13 protein-coding genes and 1 pseudogene are annotated in these 16,583 nt (G+C 65.3%); 8 read left to right on the top strand and 6 right to left on the bottom strand.

The annotated features are described in order from the left end of the window. The first annotated feature begins 124 nt into the window (after nucleotides 1-124). From PVE35_RS23420 to PVE35_RS23385, 8 genes are all read left to right on the top strand, one after another. Nucleotides 125-2,116, top strand: coding sequence for a lipopolysaccharide biosynthesis protein (locus PVE35_RS23420; protein ID WP_277373147.1), 1,992 nt, complete (start codon nucleotides 125-127; stop codon nucleotides 2,114-2,116). Then, a complete protein-coding gene (locus tag PVE35_RS23415; RefSeq protein WP_268179544.1) occupies nucleotides 2,116-3,288 on the top strand; it encodes a glycosyltransferase in 1,173 nt (390 codons plus the stop codon). Before PVE35_RS23420 ends, PVE35_RS23415 begins: the two co-directional genes overlap by 1 nt. A 65-nt stretch (nucleotides 3,289-3,353) precedes the next feature. Then, nucleotides 3,354-4,613, top strand: coding sequence for a cellulase family glycosylhydrolase (locus tag PVE35_RS23410; protein ID WP_268184405.1), 1,260 nt, complete (start codon nucleotides 3,354-3,356; stop codon nucleotides 4,611-4,613). Between the two features lie 8 nt (nucleotides 4,614-4,621). Beyond that, nucleotides 4,622-5,830, top strand: coding sequence for a glycosyltransferase family 4 protein (locus PVE35_RS23405; RefSeq protein ID WP_268179542.1), 1,209 nt, complete (start codon nucleotides 4,622-4,624; stop codon nucleotides 5,828-5,830). Continuing rightward, a complete protein-coding gene (locus PVE35_RS23400) occupies nucleotides 5,821-6,918 on the top strand; it encodes a glycosyltransferase family 1 protein (RefSeq protein WP_277373146.1) in 1,098 nt (365 codons plus the stop codon). Before PVE35_RS23405 ends, PVE35_RS23400 begins: the two co-directional genes overlap by 10 nt. Next, a complete protein-coding gene (locus tag PVE35_RS23395) occupies nucleotides 6,918-8,315 on the top strand; it encodes an O-antigen ligase family protein (protein ID WP_277373145.1) in 1,398 nt (465 codons plus the stop codon). Before PVE35_RS23400 ends, PVE35_RS23395 begins: the two co-directional genes overlap by 1 nt. Then, entirely contained in the window at nucleotides 8,312-9,124 is an 813-nt protein-coding gene (locus tag PVE35_RS23390; protein WP_268179538.1) for an acyltransferase, read from the top strand. The genes PVE35_RS23395 and PVE35_RS23390 overlap by 4 nt, the downstream gene beginning before the upstream one ends. 5 nt (nucleotides 9,125-9,129) lie before the next feature. Beyond that, a complete protein-coding gene (locus tag PVE35_RS23385; RefSeq protein WP_277373144.1) occupies nucleotides 9,130-10,542 on the top strand; it encodes a lipid II flippase MurJ in 1,413 nt (470 codons plus the stop codon). Nucleotides 10,543-10,546: 4 nt separating this feature from the next. On the opposite strand, the gene chrA is transcribed toward PVE35_RS23385, so the two are convergent. From chrA to arsB, 6 genes and pseudogenes are all read right to left on the bottom strand, one after another. Next, on the bottom strand, nucleotides 10,547-11,752 hold the full coding sequence (gene chrA, locus PVE35_RS23380; protein WP_277373143.1) for a chromate efflux transporter: 1,206 nt from the start codon (nucleotides 11,750-11,752) through the stop codon (nucleotides 10,547-10,549). Nucleotides 11,753-11,889: 137 nt separating this feature from the next. Next, a pseudogene (locus tag PVE35_RS23375) lies at nucleotides 11,890-12,163 on the bottom strand (SulP family inorganic anion transporter); the annotation flags it as partial. Nucleotides 12,164-12,465: 302 nt separating this feature from the next. Beyond that, nucleotides 12,466-13,656 (bottom strand): MFS transporter, encoded by a 1,191-nt coding sequence (locus PVE35_RS23370; RefSeq protein WP_277373142.1) that lies wholly within the window; start codon nucleotides 13,654-13,656, stop codon nucleotides 12,466-12,468. Between the two features lie 486 nt (nucleotides 13,657-14,142). Continuing rightward, nucleotides 14,143-14,379 carry a thioredoxin family protein gene (locus PVE35_RS23365; protein ID WP_268179534.1) on the bottom strand — a complete coding sequence of 79 codons (237 nt, stop codon included), beginning with the start codon at nucleotides 14,377-14,379 and terminating at the stop codon, nucleotides 14,143-14,145. Between the two features lie 24 nt (nucleotides 14,380-14,403). Continuing rightward, on the bottom strand, nucleotides 14,404-15,408 hold the full coding sequence (locus tag PVE35_RS23360) for a permease (RefSeq protein ID WP_277373141.1): 1,005 nt from the start codon (nucleotides 15,406-15,408) through the stop codon (nucleotides 14,404-14,406). 11 nt (nucleotides 15,409-15,419) lie between these two features. Continuing rightward, complete coding sequence (arsB, locus tag PVE35_RS23355) at nucleotides 15,420-16,499, bottom strand: ACR3 family arsenite efflux transporter (RefSeq protein WP_277373140.1); 1,080 nt, start codon at nucleotides 16,497-16,499, stop codon at nucleotides 15,420-15,422. Nucleotides 16,500-16,583: the final 84 nt, after the last annotated feature.

Below are 16,583 nucleotides of genomic sequence, written 5' to 3'. Positions count from 1 at the left end.
GGCGCGATGGCGGCTGGCGCTCTTCGCGAGCGGCCTGCACGGTGCCCTGTTTCACCCGCGCGTCGCGCCTGTCCGGCGGCACGTCGCGTTCGATTTCTCTCTCGCCTGTCATGAGTATGTCCAGATGATCGATATCCGCTCCTTCCGCGACCTGCTGCGGTTGTTCTTCATCTTCCGGCGAGAGTTCGAGGCGGCGGTGGTGGTGACCCTGGTGCTGGTGCTGCTGGGTGCATTCCTGCTGCCGACCAAGTACGAATCCAACGCGCGCCTGTTGGTCAAACCGGGCCGCGAGAGCACCACGCTGCCGTTGGAAGTGGCCAACCGCCAGGCGTTGATCGCCCCCAGCACCCAACGTGACCCGATAGTCGACGAAGAGAAGATGCTCACCGGGCGGCCCATCGTGCGCATGGTCGCCGAGCGCTATATCGAGCTGATGGCCAATTACCAACCGCAGGGGGTGTGGAAGACCATCAAGTTCGAGGTCGGCAAGGCGGTCAATGCGCTGATCGATGCGCTGCGCAGCGTGCTGCAGTTGCTCGGGCTGGTGGAGGCGCAATCGCCGGTCGAACGTCTGGCCAAGAAGCTGGAGAAGAACTTCACCGTCGGCCATGAACCCGGTTCGGCGGTCATGGAAATCAGCTTCACCTGGAACGACCCGGCCATTGCCCAGAAAGTGGTGCAGACCTGGGTCGATGTCTACCTCGCGGAGCGTGCCCGTACCCTGGGGCGCAAGAGCCTGCAGGTGTTCTACGAGAACGAGATGCAGCAGGTCGCGGCGCAGATCGACGGCCTCAAGAACGACCTGCGCACGCGCTTGCAGGAGGTCAATGCGGTCAGCGTGCAGGAACGTCTGGAGAACCTCACCAACCAGATCAACCGCCTGGCCGATGCTCGCGCCGAAAGTCTCAACGAGCAGGCCGGTATCGCCAGTTTCCTGGCCGATGCGCGCCTGCAGCTCAAGCGTCAGCCGCAGGAGGTGGTGACCGCGCGTGAGGTCAGCCTCAACCCCAACCAGCTCGACCTCAAGCGCCGCCTCAATGCATTGGAGGAGCAGCGCGCCGGCCTGCTGCGCACCTTCCTGCCCGACACGCCGCCAGTGCGTGAAGTCGACCAGAGCATCGAGCAGATGAAGGCCATGATCGCCAAGGAAGCCGAGCGCATCGAGCGCTCGAAGAACTTCGCGCCGAACGCCATAGTGGCCAATCTGCAGCAGCAGATCATCGACGCCGAGCTGCGCGCCAAGCAGCTGGCTGGGCAGGTCAAGGACTACGATGCGCAGCTCGCCCAGTTGCAGCAGGAGCGCCTGCGCGTCATGGCCGACGAACCGGCGATCACCCGCCTGTTGCTGGAACTGGCCAACGCCGAGAAGAGCTATGCGCTGTATGCCGAAACCCTGGAGAAGGCGCGTATCGACCAGGCGCTGGACAACAGCCAGATCAGCAATATCGCCAAGATCGAAGAGGCTACCTTCAACCCCAGCCGAGTCTTCCCCAAGAGCCTGATGATGCTGCTGCTGGCCCTGCCGGCGGCGCTGGCGGTGGGCCTGCTGACGCTGTATCTGTGCTACCTGATCGACCAGCGCATTCATGACGGCGCGCGCATCGAGACCGTGTTCAAGGTGCCGCTGTGGAGCACCCTGCAGGATCTCGGGCCGCAGCCGTGGAAGCTCGACAGCGCCTTTACCGCCAGCCTCTATCGGCTCTACAGTCATTTGCCGCTCGACCGTGTACAGCAGCAGGGCCTGACCCTGGCGCTGGCGTCGGCGCGACCGGGGGAGGGGGTGCGTTTCGTCACCGAGCACCTTGCTCGCCTGCTGATCGAGCATGGCTACCAGGTGCGCCTGCTGGGCAGCGAGCCGGCCAGGCCGGGCGAGGTGCTGATCCTCAATGCCTCGTCGTTGCTGAGCAACCAGGACGCCTTCCTCGCCCTGCGTCGTGCCGACCTGATCGCCTTGGTGGTGGAGGCCAAGACCAGCACCATCCCGGTGGTGCAGAACGCCTTGTCGCTGTTGCAGACCGGCTTCGGCAAGGTCGACGGCATCATCCTCAACAAGCGCCGCTTCGAGGTGCCGGGCGCCGTGCTGGATCTGTTCAGGCGTCTGCGGGGCGGAGCCTGATGCGCATTGCCCTGCTGGCGCCCTTGCCGCCCGAGCAGACCGGCATCGCCGATTACGCCTGGCACCTGAGTACGGCCTTGCAGGCCGCCGGTGTCGAGGTGCTGTGCCCGCTACGCGGTTGTGGCATGGATGCGCAGCGTAATGCTGCGGCACTCGCCGCCTTCGACTGGAGTTCGGTGGATCTGGCGCATGCCGAGCTGGGCGGTGGACGCCTGGGGGAGTTTCAGGCCTTGCGCTGGTTGCAGAAGCATCAACCGCAGTTGCCCCTGACCGCCACCGTGCACGACCCGGAGCGCTTGGTCTGGCGCCGCGCCAGCCTGCCCTGGGCGCTGCGCTGGCTGGGGCGGCTACCCAGCCCGCTGCCACAACTGGCGGCGCTGCTGGCCGACCCGCTGACCCTGCGCGAAGAGCGCCAGGTGGCGCAGGGCCTGGCAAGGGTGGTGACCCTCACCGAACTGGGTGGCGGCCTGCTGGCCCGGCGCATGCGCCTGCCCGCCGGGCGTCAGCTCAGCATCGCCCACGGCAACCTGCAGATCGCGCCGCAACCGCTGCCAGCGGCCGAGCCGTTGCGCCTGCTGTATTTCGGTTTCATCTATCGCGGCAAGGGTATCGAGGATCTGCTCGATGCCCTGGCAGCCACCTTGCAACGGCGCCCCGAGCTGCATGGGCGCATCCGTCTCACCCTGGCCGGTGGCAGCGCCCCGGAGATCGCCTTCGGCCCCCGTGGTAACTACCTCGACGAGCTGCGTGCACGGGCCCGTGCCCTGCGTCTGGAGGGTTGCCTGGACTGGTCGCTGGATCTGCCGGCCAGCGACATCGCCGCCTGCATTCAGGCGCACCATGTGCTGGTGCTGCCCTATCGTGAATCGAAGAAGCTCAGCCTGCTCGGCGAGATGCGTGGCACCAGCGGCGCGCTGTCCTGGGCCAATGCCTGCGGGCGCGGGGCGATCACCTCCGACGCCCGCGCCTTCGCCGAAGAAGTGCGCGGCGGCAATGGCCTGACCTACCCGCAGGGCAACGTCGAAGCCTTGTCGGCCTGCATCGAACAGGCGGCCGAGACGCCGCAGCGGGTCGCCCAGTGGGCCGAGCGCGCGGCCGAGATCGGCGCGGCCCGTGCCTGGCCCAAGACGGCCGAGCGTTTTCGCCAACTCTTCGCAGAGGTATGTGCATGATCAGCCCATGGTTTTCCCGTCTGGCGCTGCTGGCGGGGCTGACGCTCGGCCTGGCCGGCTGTGGCATGAGCCAGCCGGCCCAGGCCGAGGCCACGCAACTGAAGGCGCCGCGTGCGGTGGTCTGGAAGGACTTTCTCGGGGTCAATGCGCACTTTCTCTGGTTCAGCCCCGAGCAATACCGCGAGCAGATGCAGCGCCTGCGCGATCTGGGCCTGGAGTGGACGCGCATCGATCTGCACTGGGATCGCCACGAGCCCAAGGAAGGTCGCTACCGCCTGGGTGAGCTGGATCAACTGGTCGCTGACCTCAAAGCGCAGCAGCTCAAGTCGGTGTTCTACCTGGTCGGTTCGGCGCCCCATGCCACCAGCGCGCCGCCCGGCTCGCCGACGCCGGATCAGTACCCACCGCGCGACCCGCGCGTGTTCGCTGAGCGCATGGCCATGCTGGCCAAGCGTTACCCCAGTGTCGATGCCTGGCAGGTGTGGAACGAACCGAACCTGCCCTCGTTCTGGCGCCCCCACGAGGATCCAGAAGGCTATGGCCGCTTGTTGCAGGTGACCACCCAGGCGCTACGCCAGGCCGTGCCGGACAAGCCGGTGGTGATGGGTGGCATGGCCTACTACAGCCAGATGCCGGTCAAGGGCGGGTTGATGCTGGAAAGCCTGGGCAAGCTGGGTGTGCAGCAACTGGGCACCATCGTCGCCTATCACCCCTATTCACAGACTCCGGAAACCGACGAGCCCGGCGCGCGCGATTTCGTGCTGCGCAGCCAGCAGCTCAACGCCACCCTGCGCGGTGCGCAGGTGCCGCAGATCTGGGCCACCGAATGGGGCTGGTCGAGCTACAGTGGGCCGAAGGAATTGCAGGAAATTATCGGTGATCAGGGCCAGGCGGACTACGTGCTGCGCCGTCTGGCACTGATGAGCGCGCTGGACTACGACAAGGTATTCCTCTTCGCCCTGTCCGACCTCGACAGCCGCGCGTCGGCGCGTGATCAGCATTACGGCCTGCTCGATCTGCAAGGCAAACCCAAGCCGGTCTATCTGGCCCTGCAGCGCTTCCTCAAGCTGACCGGGCCGCGCCTGGAACCGGCGGACGCCCCCACGCTGGAAGCGACCCCCGATGACCTGTTCAGCGTTGCCTGGCAGCGCGAGGACGGCAAGCATGTCTGGCTGTTCTGGAGCGAAAGCTCGGCACCGTTGCACTTGCCGCAGATCAGCGCCGCCGAACTGCACGACCCGTTGGCAGGCAACCAGACGGCCCTGAGCGAGGCAGGTGGCATTCGCCTGCAGGCCAAGCCCAGCCTGCAGATGCTGGTGTGGTGAGAGCGAGCATGCGCGTGCTGTGGATCGTGCCCTATCTGCCCTGGCCAACCACCAGTGGCGGCAAGACGCGCCAGTACCAGTTGCTGCGCGCCCTGGCCGCGCGCGGCCATCGCATCACCCTGCTGGTGCAGTCCAAGACGGCGCTGGACGATGAGTGCCGGCAGCGCCTCGAACCCTTGCTCGAACGCCTGGTCGTGCTGCCGCGGCGCAACCTGCGCAGCCCGCTGACCCTGCTGGCGGCGCTGTTTGCCCCCTGGCCGCTGCTGGCTTCGGTCAATGGTCTGTCCGGCGCCCTGCGCGAGCGCTTCGACAGCCTGCTGGCCGAGGGCGGCTGGGACGTGGTGCAGGTCGAGCACAGTTATGGCTTCCAGCCGCTGGCCGGCCCGTTGGCGCGGCGCGGCCAGCCCTTCGTGCTCACCGAACACAACCTGGAGTCGGCACTGGGTGCGGCCACCTATGACCGCTTCCCTGACTGGCTGGCGCCCTTCGTGCGGTATGACCAATGGCGCGCACGGCGTTGGGAGCGCCGCGTTTTCGACCAGGCACGGCATGTGGTCGCCGTGACCGAGGCTGATGCCCAGGCCATGCGCCGCCTGACCGACACGCCGGTGGCGGTGGTGGTCAATGGTGTCGACTGCCAGGCCTTCGCCCAGGTGCAGGCGGCGACCGGCAGCCAGCGCATCCTGTTCGTCGGCAACTACGAATACGCGCCCAACTGCGATGCCGTGCAGTGGGCGCTGGACGAAATCCTGCCACGGCTCTGGCAGGCCTGCCCGCGGGCGCGCTTCGTTGTCGCCGGCCATGCCCTGCCGTCGGCCTGGGCGCAGCGCTGGCCCGATCCGCGTATCGAGTGGCTGGGCTTCGTCGCCGATCTGCCGAGCGTGCAGGCCGAGTGTGCGGCGTTTCTCGCACCCCTGCGCCATGGCGGCGGCTCCAAGCTCAAGGTGATCGAAGCCCTGGCCGCTGGCCTGCCAGTGGTGAGCACGGCGCAGGGGGTGTCCGGGTTGGCGGTCGAGGCGCGGCGTGACTACCTGGCCGGCGAGACGGCTGCTGAGCTGGCCGCCGCCCTGGCCGAGGTGCTGGCCGATGCCGAGCAGGCCGCCGCTCTGGCTGCCAATGGCCGCGCCTACGTGCGCCGCGAGCATGACTGGGCCGGTGCGGCCGAGCGGCTCGAGGCGGTTTATCGGCAGATCGAGCAGGAGCGGGTATGCGCGTAGGCCTGGATTACCGACCGGCGACCGTCGCCCCGGCCTCGGGTATCGGGCGCCAGGTGCTGGCGCAGGAGCAGGCGTTACTGGCGCTGCCTGACACCGAGCTGGTGCGCTTCACTGAAGCGCCGCTGGATCATCCGCAGCGTGCCACGGCCTGCTGCCCGGAGTGGGCCAGCCCCTTGCAGGGCCTGCAACGACCGCAGGTGCGCTGGCGCTTCGAGGCCAGGTTCCTGCCCCGCGCCCTGCACGAGGCGCGCATCGACCTGTATATCGCCACGGCCAACATGGGCCTGCCCCTGGGGCGCAAGCGCGGGCGCAAACAGGTGCTGGTGCTGCATGACCTGTTCCAGCTCACCGAACGCAATTTCCATCGCTCACGCCTCAAGGCACTGGCCTATCGCGGCATCGACGGCTTGTCCATCGCCTGGTCGGTGCTGATGGCCGATCGCATCTGGTGCCCCTCGCAGTTCTCGGCGGACGAAGCGGCGCGGCTGTTCCCCTTCGCCCGCAACAAGCTGCGCGTGCTGCCCAATCTGGTGCCGGGCTTCGCCACCGCGGCGGCGCAGTTGCCGGACGATCTGCCCGAGCGCTTCTGGCTGGCCGTGGGCACCCGCGAGCCGCGCAAGAACATGGCGCTGTTCCTCGACTGCTGGCAGCAGGCGCGCCGGCAGTCGGCGCAGGTGCCGGCGCTGGTTCTGGTCGGCCATGCCGAGGATGTGGCGCCTGAGCTGCGCGAACTGCCCGGCCTGCATTGGCGCAGCGGTTTGAGTGAGGCGCAGTTATGCGGTCTGTATCAGCGCGCCGAATGCCTGTGGCAGCCTTCCTATGGCGAAGGCTTCGGCTTGCCGGTGGTGGAGGCGCTGAGCGTCTCCACGCCGGTCGCTGCCGCCACTGGCTCGGCCCTGGATGAAGTGTTGCCGCCCGGTAGCCCGCGCTTCGCCCCGCACGATCGCCAGGCCCTGCTCGGCTGCCTGCTGCAGGTAGCCGCGCAGCCACCTGCACGCACGGCAGAGTTGGCCGAATGGGCGCGGCGTTATGAGTTTCCGGCCTACAGCCGGCGTCTGAATGAACTTGTCATGGAGTTGTCGCGCTGATGGCCATGGGATTACCTGTCGCGCTGATTCTCGGCGTGTTGTTCGGTGTGCTGCTGTGGTTCCTCAGCGTCGGCAAGCTGCTGGTGCTGCTGGCCGGTGGTGCTCTGACCCTGACCCTGCTGCGCAAGCCGCTGTGGGGCCTGCTGCTGTTCGCCGTGCTGGCCACCAGCATCCCTTACACCACGGTGCAGGTGGGCATCCGCACCACCATCAGCGAGGCGGTACTGGGCCTGACCTGGCTGGCGCTGCTCTGGCAGGCGTTCATCGGCCGCAGCCGTGGCCTGCTGCAATGGCGCCCGGTGGAGCGCACCCTGCTGTGGCTGATGCTGTTCAGCACCCTGCCGTTCGTGGTTGGCATGATCATCATCGATGCCGACGGTAACGGCCCGGTGAACTGGGTACGCTGGCTGATGAACCTGTCGCTGCTGTTCATGGTGCCGCTGCTGCTGCGCAGCGAGCGCGACCGCGATCAACTGATCGTGGCCCTGCTGCTGGGCAACCTGGCCATGCTCTGCCTGTCGATATTCATCTTCCTCAAGGATCGTGACGCCACCACCATGATCCCGATTCTCACCGACCTCAAGTACGCCCACCCCGAGGCGGTCAGAGACATCTTCTCGGCCAACTACCAGCGCATGGCCTCGCCCTGGGTGCACCCGAACCTGACCGGCGGCATCCTCGCCCTGTTCGTGCCGCTGGCGCTGCTCTACGGCTGGACGCGCAAGGGCTGGCGGCGCCTGCTGGGGCTGTCGGTGGCGCTGCTGGGTTGTGCCGGCCTGCTGTTCAGCATCTCCCGTGGCGCCATCGTCTCGCTGGCTCTGGTGCTGCTGTGGCTGACCTACAAGCGCACGCCCTACAGCGGGCGTATCCTCGGTCTGGGCATCGCTTTCGGCGCGGCGCTGGTGCTGTTCTACCCGCCGCTGCAGGAGCGCCTGCTGACCATGTTCTCGCCGAGCAACGCCAGTACCGAGGTGCGCTTCCTGGAGTACGCCATGTTCCCCGAGGCGATGGCGCGCTATCCGCTGGGCATCGGCTTCAAGGTCGACCCGCCTGTGCCGGGCAGCGGCCTGCTGGGCATTTCCAACCTGTGGCTGAACTTCATCTACAAGATCGGCATTCCCGGCATGCTGCTGTTCGTCGCCGTGACCCTGCTGTGGTGGCGTGAGGTCAGGCCGGTGGGCGCGGTGCGCCGCATCGATGCCGACAATGCCATCTGGCTCGGCAGCACGGCGGGTGTGCTGGCGGCCATCCTCACCGGCCTGTTCGACCACTACTACAGCTTCACCTACGTCATCATCGCGCTGTTCTGGCTGCTCATGGGCCTCAGCCTACAGGTGGTTCGCCTGCACCCGGAACTGCGTGATGCCAGCGACTCTCACAGGGAATCCTCGCCATGAAACACCGTGTCAGGCTGCGTTCGGATCTGCGTGCGCAACTGGATGATTACGCCGCCAAGCTGGGCGTGACGCGCGACGAGCTGGAGCGCGCGCTGCAGTGGATGTTCGAGCATGACGTGGCCTTCGACGAGAGCGGCGTCTACGCCATCAGCTCGGTGGATATCGAGCCACGTATCGAGAACCCCCTGGCGCGACGCTTCTACGCCTTGCTCAAGACCGAGATTCCCGCGCGTTACTTCGTGCCGCTGTATGGCAAGAACTGGGCGACGCTCAGGGATCGCTGGCTGCGCGCCTGGGAGCAGGCCTACAACATCCTGATCAACAAGATCCCCAGCCACCATGTGCGCATCTGGTGGCTACGTGCCGGTGGCGCGAAGATCGGCAAGGGCAGCTCGATCTGGCGCAACACCGAGGTGCTGGGGGTGGAGAACCTGGTGATCGGCGACGACAGCGTGATTGCCTGGCACTGCCAGGTCGATGCCCGTGCCGGGCTGGTGATCGGCGACCATGTGGCGATCGCCTCGCACGTGCTGATCATCGCCGGCACCCATGATCTGGCCGCCCCCGAGTTCTGGTCGATTTCCGCGCCCATCTACATCGACGACTATGCCTGGATCGCCAGCCGCGCGCTGATCGGCCAGGGTTCGCACATCGGCCGTGGCGCGGTGGTCACCGCCAACACCGTGGTGGCCAAGGAGGTGGCGCCGTACAAGATCGTCGGTGGCAGCGGCGCCAAGATCATGGGCGAGCGCCCGCATGACCTAAATTACAAGGTCGGCGGCAAGGGCCTGTTCACCTTGTTCCACTAATAGCCATGTTCAACAGCACGCTGTGGCTGACGCTGGCGACCCTGGCCGGTCTGGGCCTGGGTTTTGCCCGCGAATGGCTGCTGGTCACCTCCTGGGGCGCGGGGGAGCGCAGCGACGCCTTCATCGTCGCGCTGTTCCTGCCGGAGGCCCTGCGCATGGCGCTGGCTGGTGGCTTGCTGGCCGCTGCCGCGCTGCCGTTGTATGGCCAGCGTGACGAGCAGCAGCGCCGGCGCTGGCTGAATGCGGTCAGCCCCGGGTTGCTGCTGATTGCCCTGGCGCTCTGGGCGCTGCTGGCTTTGGCCGCGCCGCTGTGGGTACGCCTGATCGGCCCGGGCCTCGGCGAGCAGGCGCGGCAGGTGGCCGGCGACAGCCTGGCGCTGCTGGCGGCCTGCGTGCCCGGCCTGATGCTGCACGCGCTGCTGAGCATACCGCTGCAGGCGCGCGAGCGTTTCGTTCTGGTGGGCCTGGGCTCGCTGATGTTCAACCTGCCGGCCGTCGCCTACCTGGCCTGGCGCGGCGCTGCCAGCCAGCCGGCGGAACTGGCACTGGCCTGCGTGCTGGGTAGCCTGTTGATGCCGCTGTCGCTGCTACCCTCGGCGTGGCGCCTGGGTTGGCGGCCCCTGGCGCGGGAACGTGAGCATGGCGCCGCGCGCGAATTGCTGGGGCGAATGGGCCCACTGCTGGCCAGCAACCTGGCCAGCCACGGCCTGGCGCTGCTGGAGCGCATGGTCGCCAGCCTGCTGGGCGAGGGCGTGGTCACCTGGGTCAACCTGGCGCGCAAGCTGATCAACCTGCCGCTGATCGCCCTGATGAATCTCAATCAGGTGCTGCTCGGCATGATGAGCGCGCGTCAGCCGGGTGCCCGTCTGGCGCTGCTGCACCAGGGCCTGGCCGCCGCCACCCTGTTCAGCTTGCCGGCCTCCTTCGGCCTGATCGCCGCCAGCCCCACCTTCATTCTGTGGCTGCTGCCGACCGACGTGGCGGCCGGGCCATTACCGCTGTTACTGGCCTGGTTCTCCGTGCCGCTGGTGTTCGGCGCCTGGAACGCATTGCTGGCGCGCTACGCCTATGCCGCTGGCGATACCGCGTTACCCTTGCGCTGCGAGCTGTTCGGTGGCGCCATCAATGCTCTGTTGCTGTTGAGCCTGCCGTTTCTCTTCGGTGCGCCTGGCATCGCCCTGGCTGCCTTGGGTGGGGTAATCACCACGGGGCTGGCGTTGTTGCAACGCCAGGGGCTGCTGGGTGCCGTGCGCTGGCGCCAGCAGGGCATCGTCAGCGTGCTGCTGCTGGGCCTGGCTGCCGTGCTGGTGCATCCGCTGCCGGCGGGTATCGGCCAATTGCTGCTGGCCACGGCCGGTAGTGCGCTGGTGCTGGCGGGTGTCGTTGTCTGGTTACGGCCCTGGCGTATGCAGGGCTGACCGATCACACAGCCAGGCTCAGCAGTCCTCCCGCAACACCACTGGCGATCACCACCAGCCAGGGCGGCAGCTTCCAGAACAGCAGCGCGACCAGCGCCACCAGGGCCAGGGCGAAGTCCAGCGGGCCGTGAATCGCGCTCGTCCACACTGGCTGGTAAAGCGCGGCCAGCAGCAGGCCGACCACGGCGGCATTGACGCCTTGCAAGGCGGCCTGGGTGCGCAGGCTGTGGCGCAGGCGCTCCCAGAACGGCAGCGCGCCGGCCACCAGCAGGAAGGCTGGCAGGAAGATCGCCAGCAGGGCGATCAGCCCACCCAGCCAGCCGTTGGGCGCCGGGTTCATCGAGGCGCCGAGAAAGGCGGCGAAGGTGAACAATGGCCCCGGCACCGCCTGCGCCGCGCCATACCCGGCGAGGAAGGCCGTGTTGTCCACCCAGCCAGTGGGTACCACTTCGGCCTGCAACAGCGGCAGCACCACATGGCCGCCACCGAAGACCAGCGAGCCGGCGCGGTAGAAGGCGTCCACCAGTGCCAGGGTCTGGCTCGGGAACAGCGCTGTCAGCAGCGGCAGCCCGACCAGCAGGAGGACGAACAGCGCCAGCCAGAACAGGCCAACGCCAGGCCGAACGCTGATCGACAGGGCTTCATGGGCTTCGCTTTGCTGCGGCTTGAACAGCAGCAGGCCGAGGATGGCGGCCAGCAGGATGACTCCGACCTGGCTCCAGGCGGAAGGCAGCAGCAGTACCAGGCAAGTGGCCGCTGCCATGATGCTGATGCGCGGCGCATCGGGGCACAGGTTGCGTGCCATGCCCCACACCGCCTGCGCCACCACCGCCACGGCCACCACCTTGAGCCCTTGCAGCACGCCAGCGGGCAGCACATCGCCATAGCTGGCGATGCCGAGGGCGAAGAGGATTAGGGCCAGCGCCGAGGGCAGGGTGAAGCCCAGCCAGGCCGCCAGGGCGCCGCCATAACCGGCACGCGACAGCCCCAGCGCCAGGCCGACCTGGCTGCTGGCCGGGCCGGGCAGGAACTGGCAGAGGGCGACCAGATCGGCATAGCTGCGCTCGCTCAGCCATTGCCGGCGCACCACGAACTCGTCGCGAAAATAGCCGAGATGCGCGATCGGTCCACCGAAGGCGGTCAGCCCTAGGCGCAGAAAGATCAGAAATACGGCCCAGGGCGATCGATCGGTTGCGAGAGGAGCGTGCATGAGCATTCGTTCGGCTATAGATAAGCGGCCACGATAATCGAATTTGGTGAATGAAGTACGACAATGGCGGCCAGGGCTGGCCTGGTTGAAGCCGAGCACTTCGATCTCGGTGCCTTCGCGGCGAGCTTGACCACCACCATGATCATCACGGCGACCAGGGCGGCCATGGGATCTGCCTGACCAGTCGCTGAGAAACACCGCCATCGACAGCAATACCACGCCGGTGACCAGGCACGACAGGTGCGTGCGGCCGGCCGATTTCACGTTGCTTACCGACTGCCCGAACATGGCGCAACCGGCCATGCCGCCGAGCAGGCCGGAGGCGATATTGGCGACGCCCTGGCCCTTGCATTCGCGGTTCTTGTCGCTGCTGGTGTCGGTCAGGTCATCGACGATGGTGGCCGTCATGACATAGACGTGCCGTAGCGGTGTGCCGGAAGCGTCGGGTTCAAGTTGTGGTTATCGAGGATGATCGCCAGGGCGATCCTGTTGCTGCAGGCGCAGCAACAGGATCAGCAGGCAAGCCGAGCTGGCTCAGGGGAGGGGGCGTTGCGTTATGGCGGCGTGGCAGCCAGGTAACGATTTTCAAAGCAGTCATGCTGTCAGGCCTTGAGCAGCCAGAGCGATAAGCGAGACCGGGGCCTATCACAGGATTCGTGATGGGACGAACTGCAGGTTCAAGGCTCCTTGTCAGGCCCGCAGGCTATGTCTAGTTACTTGCTGGGGAGGCGCCAGCATGACAGCAACCCCACAAAAGCGATCCCAGCAAGCAGCGCCAGTAATGTCTCAGCGCTGAAAGCGTCCAGGATCATCGCAGCGCCTATTGGCCCAACCGCCTGTGCAACCAGCATCGGCCTGGCGAGCAAGCCCATTCGTATTCCATAACCTGCGGGGCCGAACAGCACCAGTGGCAAGGTGCCTCGGGTAATGGTCAGGATGCCATTGCCTGCGCCGTATAAAGCAATTGCCATGAATGCCAGCCAAGGCTGCGCCGGTAGCAGCAGAACTATTCCGATCAGGCATAGCAGCACACCCAGTCGGGTGGCCCAGGTGGGATGTAGCCCCTGGCCCCAGGTGAATTCGGCGATACGTCCTGCGACTTGTGCCGGCCCGATGACCATCCCGATGGCCAAGACCGTGGTGGCCGCTATGCCGAGCAGTTTGAGTACATCCAGCAGATGTACCGAAACGCTCGATGTCACTAACGATTGAAGTGTTAGTAGCAACGCGAGCAGAAGAAATAGTTGGCGGTAGGTAGATGGTTGGAGGTTCCCCACGTTTATCGCGGTGCTGCCAGTAGCGGTGGCAGGGGCAGTCTGCGTTCTGGGAACAAAAGACAGATATATCGGCACGCCTATTAGTAGGTGGGCTCCCGCCATCACGAAACAAGCGCCTCGCCAGCCCAGCTCATGCTCCAGATAGGCTAGAAGGGGCCATCCCACAGTACTAGCGAAGCCTCCCAGCAGCGTGAGACCGCTGATGGATGAGCGTGCCGTCGAGCCCAGCAAGCGGCCCAGTGTGGCGAACGCGGCGTCATATAAGCCCGCTGCCATGGCGAAGCCGATAATCGTCCATGCCAGGTAGTAGACTGCGAGATGTTGAGCTGCGCCCATGAGAGCAAGGCCCAATGCCATGAGGAGCGAGCTGGCTGCCAGAATCGAGCGGCCGCCATATCGGTCGATCATGCGCCCGATCTTGGGTGAGCATGCCCCTGCAACCAGCAAGCCCAGGGAAAGCCCCATCACCACGTGCGTAATCGACCAACCTGTGGTCTGAGAGATAGGACTGGCCAGCACCGCAGGTAGATAGTAGGTCGAACTCCAGGCCAGTATCTGACCAACCCCCATGGCACCCACCAGGCGAACTCGGTTGAGCTGGGCTTCAGTGGGGGCAGCTTGAGGCATATTCAAAGGTATCCAGTTGCTCGGTATCACGGCTACCGAATGGGTGGTATGTGCTGACGCAGATTATCCGGACAGCCTGAAGATGCTGCGCATCACCTGCGTTCAGGCGCTAAGGGCAGCATATAAGGCTGCTCGGCCTGACGCTGAAAAAAAGAGAAGCCGCCCGAAGGCGGCTGCGAGTACTGGCGGGATTGCCTCCAGGCGCTTGATCGCTACTGCCGCAGGTAATCCTTGAGGGCCTGCTCATCAGCTCATTTGACCGTCATGCCATCCGGGCCGCTACCAATGTCGGTGAACTGCTTGGCCGGCTCGCCGCTGGCTTTGAAGTCCTTCAGTTCCTGAAACTTCTCGCGAAATACCCACGGACGGCCGTCCTCGATTTCGGTGACGAGGCCGGGCCTGTCGTACTGGCTGGCCAGCGTGGTGCCGGCTAAGCGCCTGTAAGGTTCTATGTCAAATTGATATCTGCCATAGATTTCACCGTGCTCAGCTCTTCTTCAGCAGCGCTTCCAGCTCGGCGGGGCTGAGTACCTTGCCCATCGAGACTACCTGCTCGTCGATGGCTAGTGCGGGGGTCGACATCACACCCATGGCCGCGATTTCGGCGATATCCGTGACCTTGACGATCTCGGCCTCGCACTTGAGGTTGGCCAACGCGGCCCGTGTATTTTCGGTGAGGGTGACGCACTTTTTGCAGCCCGTGCCGAGGATTTTGATGATCATGGTGGTTCTCCTGGGGAGAGTGGATCAGAGGAACAGGTAGGCGAAGCTATTGAACAGATAACCGATCAGCATGATGCCGATGACCACGATGGCGAAGAACAGAGCCAGCAGCGGAGCCTTGACGACCTTCTTGAGCATGATCAGCGAGGGCAGCGACAGCGCAGTCACCGCCATCATGAACGCCAGCACGGTGCCCAGACCTACACCTTTACCGACCAGTGCTTCGGCTATTGGCAGCGTGCCGAAAATGTCGGCGTACATCGGCACACCGACCAGCGTCGCCAATGGCACCGACCACCAGTTATCTCGCCCGATCAGGGCACTGATCAGGTCCTGTGGAATCCAGTTGTGAATCGCCGCGCCGATACCAACGCCGATCAGGATATACAGCCATACGCGCTGGATGATCTCGGCAACCTGCTCGCGGGCGTAGCTCATGCGATCAGCCAGGCTTAGTTCTTCCTGGGGTAGGTCGAGCGCCTTGTGCTGGGTGACGAACGACTCGACGTAGCCTTCCATTCGCGCCCGGCCAATCAGGGTACCGCCGAGCACCGCCAGCACGATGCCGACGGCCACGTAGGCCAGGGCAATCGACCAGTTGAAGACGCTCGCCAGCAGGATCATCGAGGCCAGGTCGACCAGTGGTGAGGAAATCAGGAAGGAGAAGGTCACCGCCAGCGGCAGCCCCGAACTGGTGAAACCGATGAACAACGGAATCGACGAGCACGAGCAGAAGGGGGTGACCGTACCGAGTAGTGCGCCGGTGAGGTTGGCGCGCAAGCCGCGCATGCCGCCCAGAATCCTGCGGGTACGCTCTGGCGGGAAGTAGCTCTGCACCCAGGAGATGCTGAAGATCAGCACCGACAGCAGGATGAAGATCTTGATCACGTCGTAGATGAAGAAGTGCAGGCTGCCGCCGAGGCGGCTGCTCATGTTCAGGCCAAACACCTCTTCCACCAGCAACTGGACGAGATGGGCCAGCCAGTCCATACGCAGGAGCTGGTCATTCAGCCACTGGAAAATCTCCATGGATCCTTACCTCAACGCGATGGCAGGGCGCGTTCGTACCAGTTGCGGCTCTTGTTGACCATGCGTACCAGCCAGAGCATCACCGGTACCTCGATCAGCACACCGACCACGGTGGCCAGCGCGGCGCCGGAGTCGAAACCGTAGAGCACGATGGCCACCGCCACGGCCAGCTCGAAGAAGTTGGACGCGCCGATCATGGTCGAGGGGCCGGCCACATCATGGCGCACCTTGAGCGAACGGTTGAGCCAGTAACCGAGCGCGGCAATGAGCAGTGTCTGCAGCAGGATCGGCACGGCCAGCATGCCGATCACCAGGGGCTGCTCGACGATGGCCTGACCCTGGAAGGAAAACAGCAACACCAGGGTGGCCAGCAGGGCGAGGATGGAGAAGGGAGCGATCTTCGCCAGGGCTGCGTCGAAGGCAGGCTTGCCGCGTTTGAGCAGTTGGGCGCGCACGGCCTGGGCGATGGCCAGGGGGATGACGATGTACATCAGCACCGACAGCAGCAGGGTGTCCCAGGGTACCGGGATCGACGACACGCCCAGCAGCAGGGCAACGATGGGGGCGAAGGCGAGCACCATCACCAGATCGTTGAGGGCCACCTGGCTGATGGTGAAATTGGCATTGCCGCCACACAGGTTGCTCCACACGAACACCATCGCCGTACAGGGCGCGGCGCCAAGCAGGATCAGCCCGGCCATGTAGCTGTCGAGCTGGTCGGCCGGCAGCCAGTCGGCGAACAGGATCTTGATGAACAGCCAGCCGATCAGGGCCATGGAGAAGGGCTTGACCACCCAGTTGATGAACAGGGTGACGCCGATGCCGGCTTTCTGCCCGCGCACTTCATGCAGCGAGCCGAAGTCGATCTTCATCAGCATGGGGATGATCATTACCCAGATCAGCAGGCCGACCGGGATGTTCACCTGGGCAATCTCCATGGCGCCCACCCCCTGAGCGGCCTGCGGAGCGACCAGGCCGAGTGCCGTACCGGCCGCGATACAGAGGAACACCCACAGGGTCAGGTAACGCTCGAAGAACCCCAGGGGCGCACCTGCGGATTGCTTCAGGGCGGTTTCACACGCATTTGTCATCTTGGTTGCCTATGCTCGTCATGACCGAATGACTCAACATATTCGCTTTACTGCATATATGTAAAATAATATATTTGCTCATGT

The sequence above is a fragment of the Pseudomonas sp. AA-38 genome (assembly GCF_029457475.1).
Lineage (GTDB): Bacteria > Pseudomonadota > Gammaproteobacteria > Pseudomonadales > Pseudomonadaceae > Aquipseudomonas.
Note: the sequence above shows the minus strand (reverse complement) of the source record. Positions and strands in the feature narration are given on the sequence as shown.

Excerpts from the sequence above, each read along its gene's own strand:
- PVE35_RS23420 (WP_277373147.1), top strand. The coding sequence starts at position 125 with ATGATCGATATCCGCTCCTTCCGCGACCTGCTGCGGTTGTTCTTCATC.
- PVE35_RS23415 (WP_268179544.1), top strand. The coding sequence starts at position 2,116 with ATGCGCATTGCCCTGCTGGCGCCCTTGCCGCCCGAGCAGACCGGCATC.
- PVE35_RS23410 (WP_268184405.1), top strand. The coding sequence starts at position 3,354 with ATGAGCCAGCCGGCCCAGGCCGAGGCCACGCAACTGAAGGCGCCGCGT.
- PVE35_RS23405 (WP_268179542.1), top strand. The coding sequence starts at position 4,622 with ATGCGCGTGCTGTGGATCGTGCCCTATCTGCCCTGGCCAACCACCAGT.
- PVE35_RS23400 (WP_277373146.1), top strand. The coding sequence starts at position 5,821 with ATGCGCGTAGGCCTGGATTACCGACCGGCGACCGTCGCCCCGGCCTCG.
- PVE35_RS23395 (WP_277373145.1), top strand. The coding sequence starts at position 6,918 with ATGGCCATGGGATTACCTGTCGCGCTGATTCTCGGCGTGTTGTTCGGT.
- PVE35_RS23390 (WP_268179538.1), top strand. The coding sequence starts at position 8,312 with ATGAAACACCGTGTCAGGCTGCGTTCGGATCTGCGTGCGCAACTGGAT.
- PVE35_RS23385 (WP_277373144.1), top strand. The coding sequence starts at position 9,130 with ATGTTCAACAGCACGCTGTGGCTGACGCTGGCGACCCTGGCCGGTCTG.
- chrA (WP_277373143.1), bottom strand. The coding sequence starts at position 11,752 with ATGCACGCTCCTCTCGCAACCGATCGATCGCCCTGGGCCGTATTTCTG.
- PVE35_RS23370 (WP_277373142.1), bottom strand. The coding sequence starts at position 13,656 with ATGCCTCAAGCTGCCCCCACTGAAGCCCAGCTCAACCGAGTTCGCCTG.
- PVE35_RS23365 (WP_268179534.1), bottom strand. The coding sequence starts at position 14,379 with ATGATCATCAAAATCCTCGGCACGGGCTGCAAAAAGTGCGTCACCCTC.
- PVE35_RS23360 (WP_277373141.1), bottom strand. The coding sequence starts at position 15,408 with ATGGAGATTTTCCAGTGGCTGAATGACCAGCTCCTGCGTATGGACTGG.
- arsB (WP_277373140.1), bottom strand. The coding sequence starts at position 16,499 with ATGACAAATGCGTGTGAAACCGCCCTGAAGCAATCCGCAGGTGCGCCC.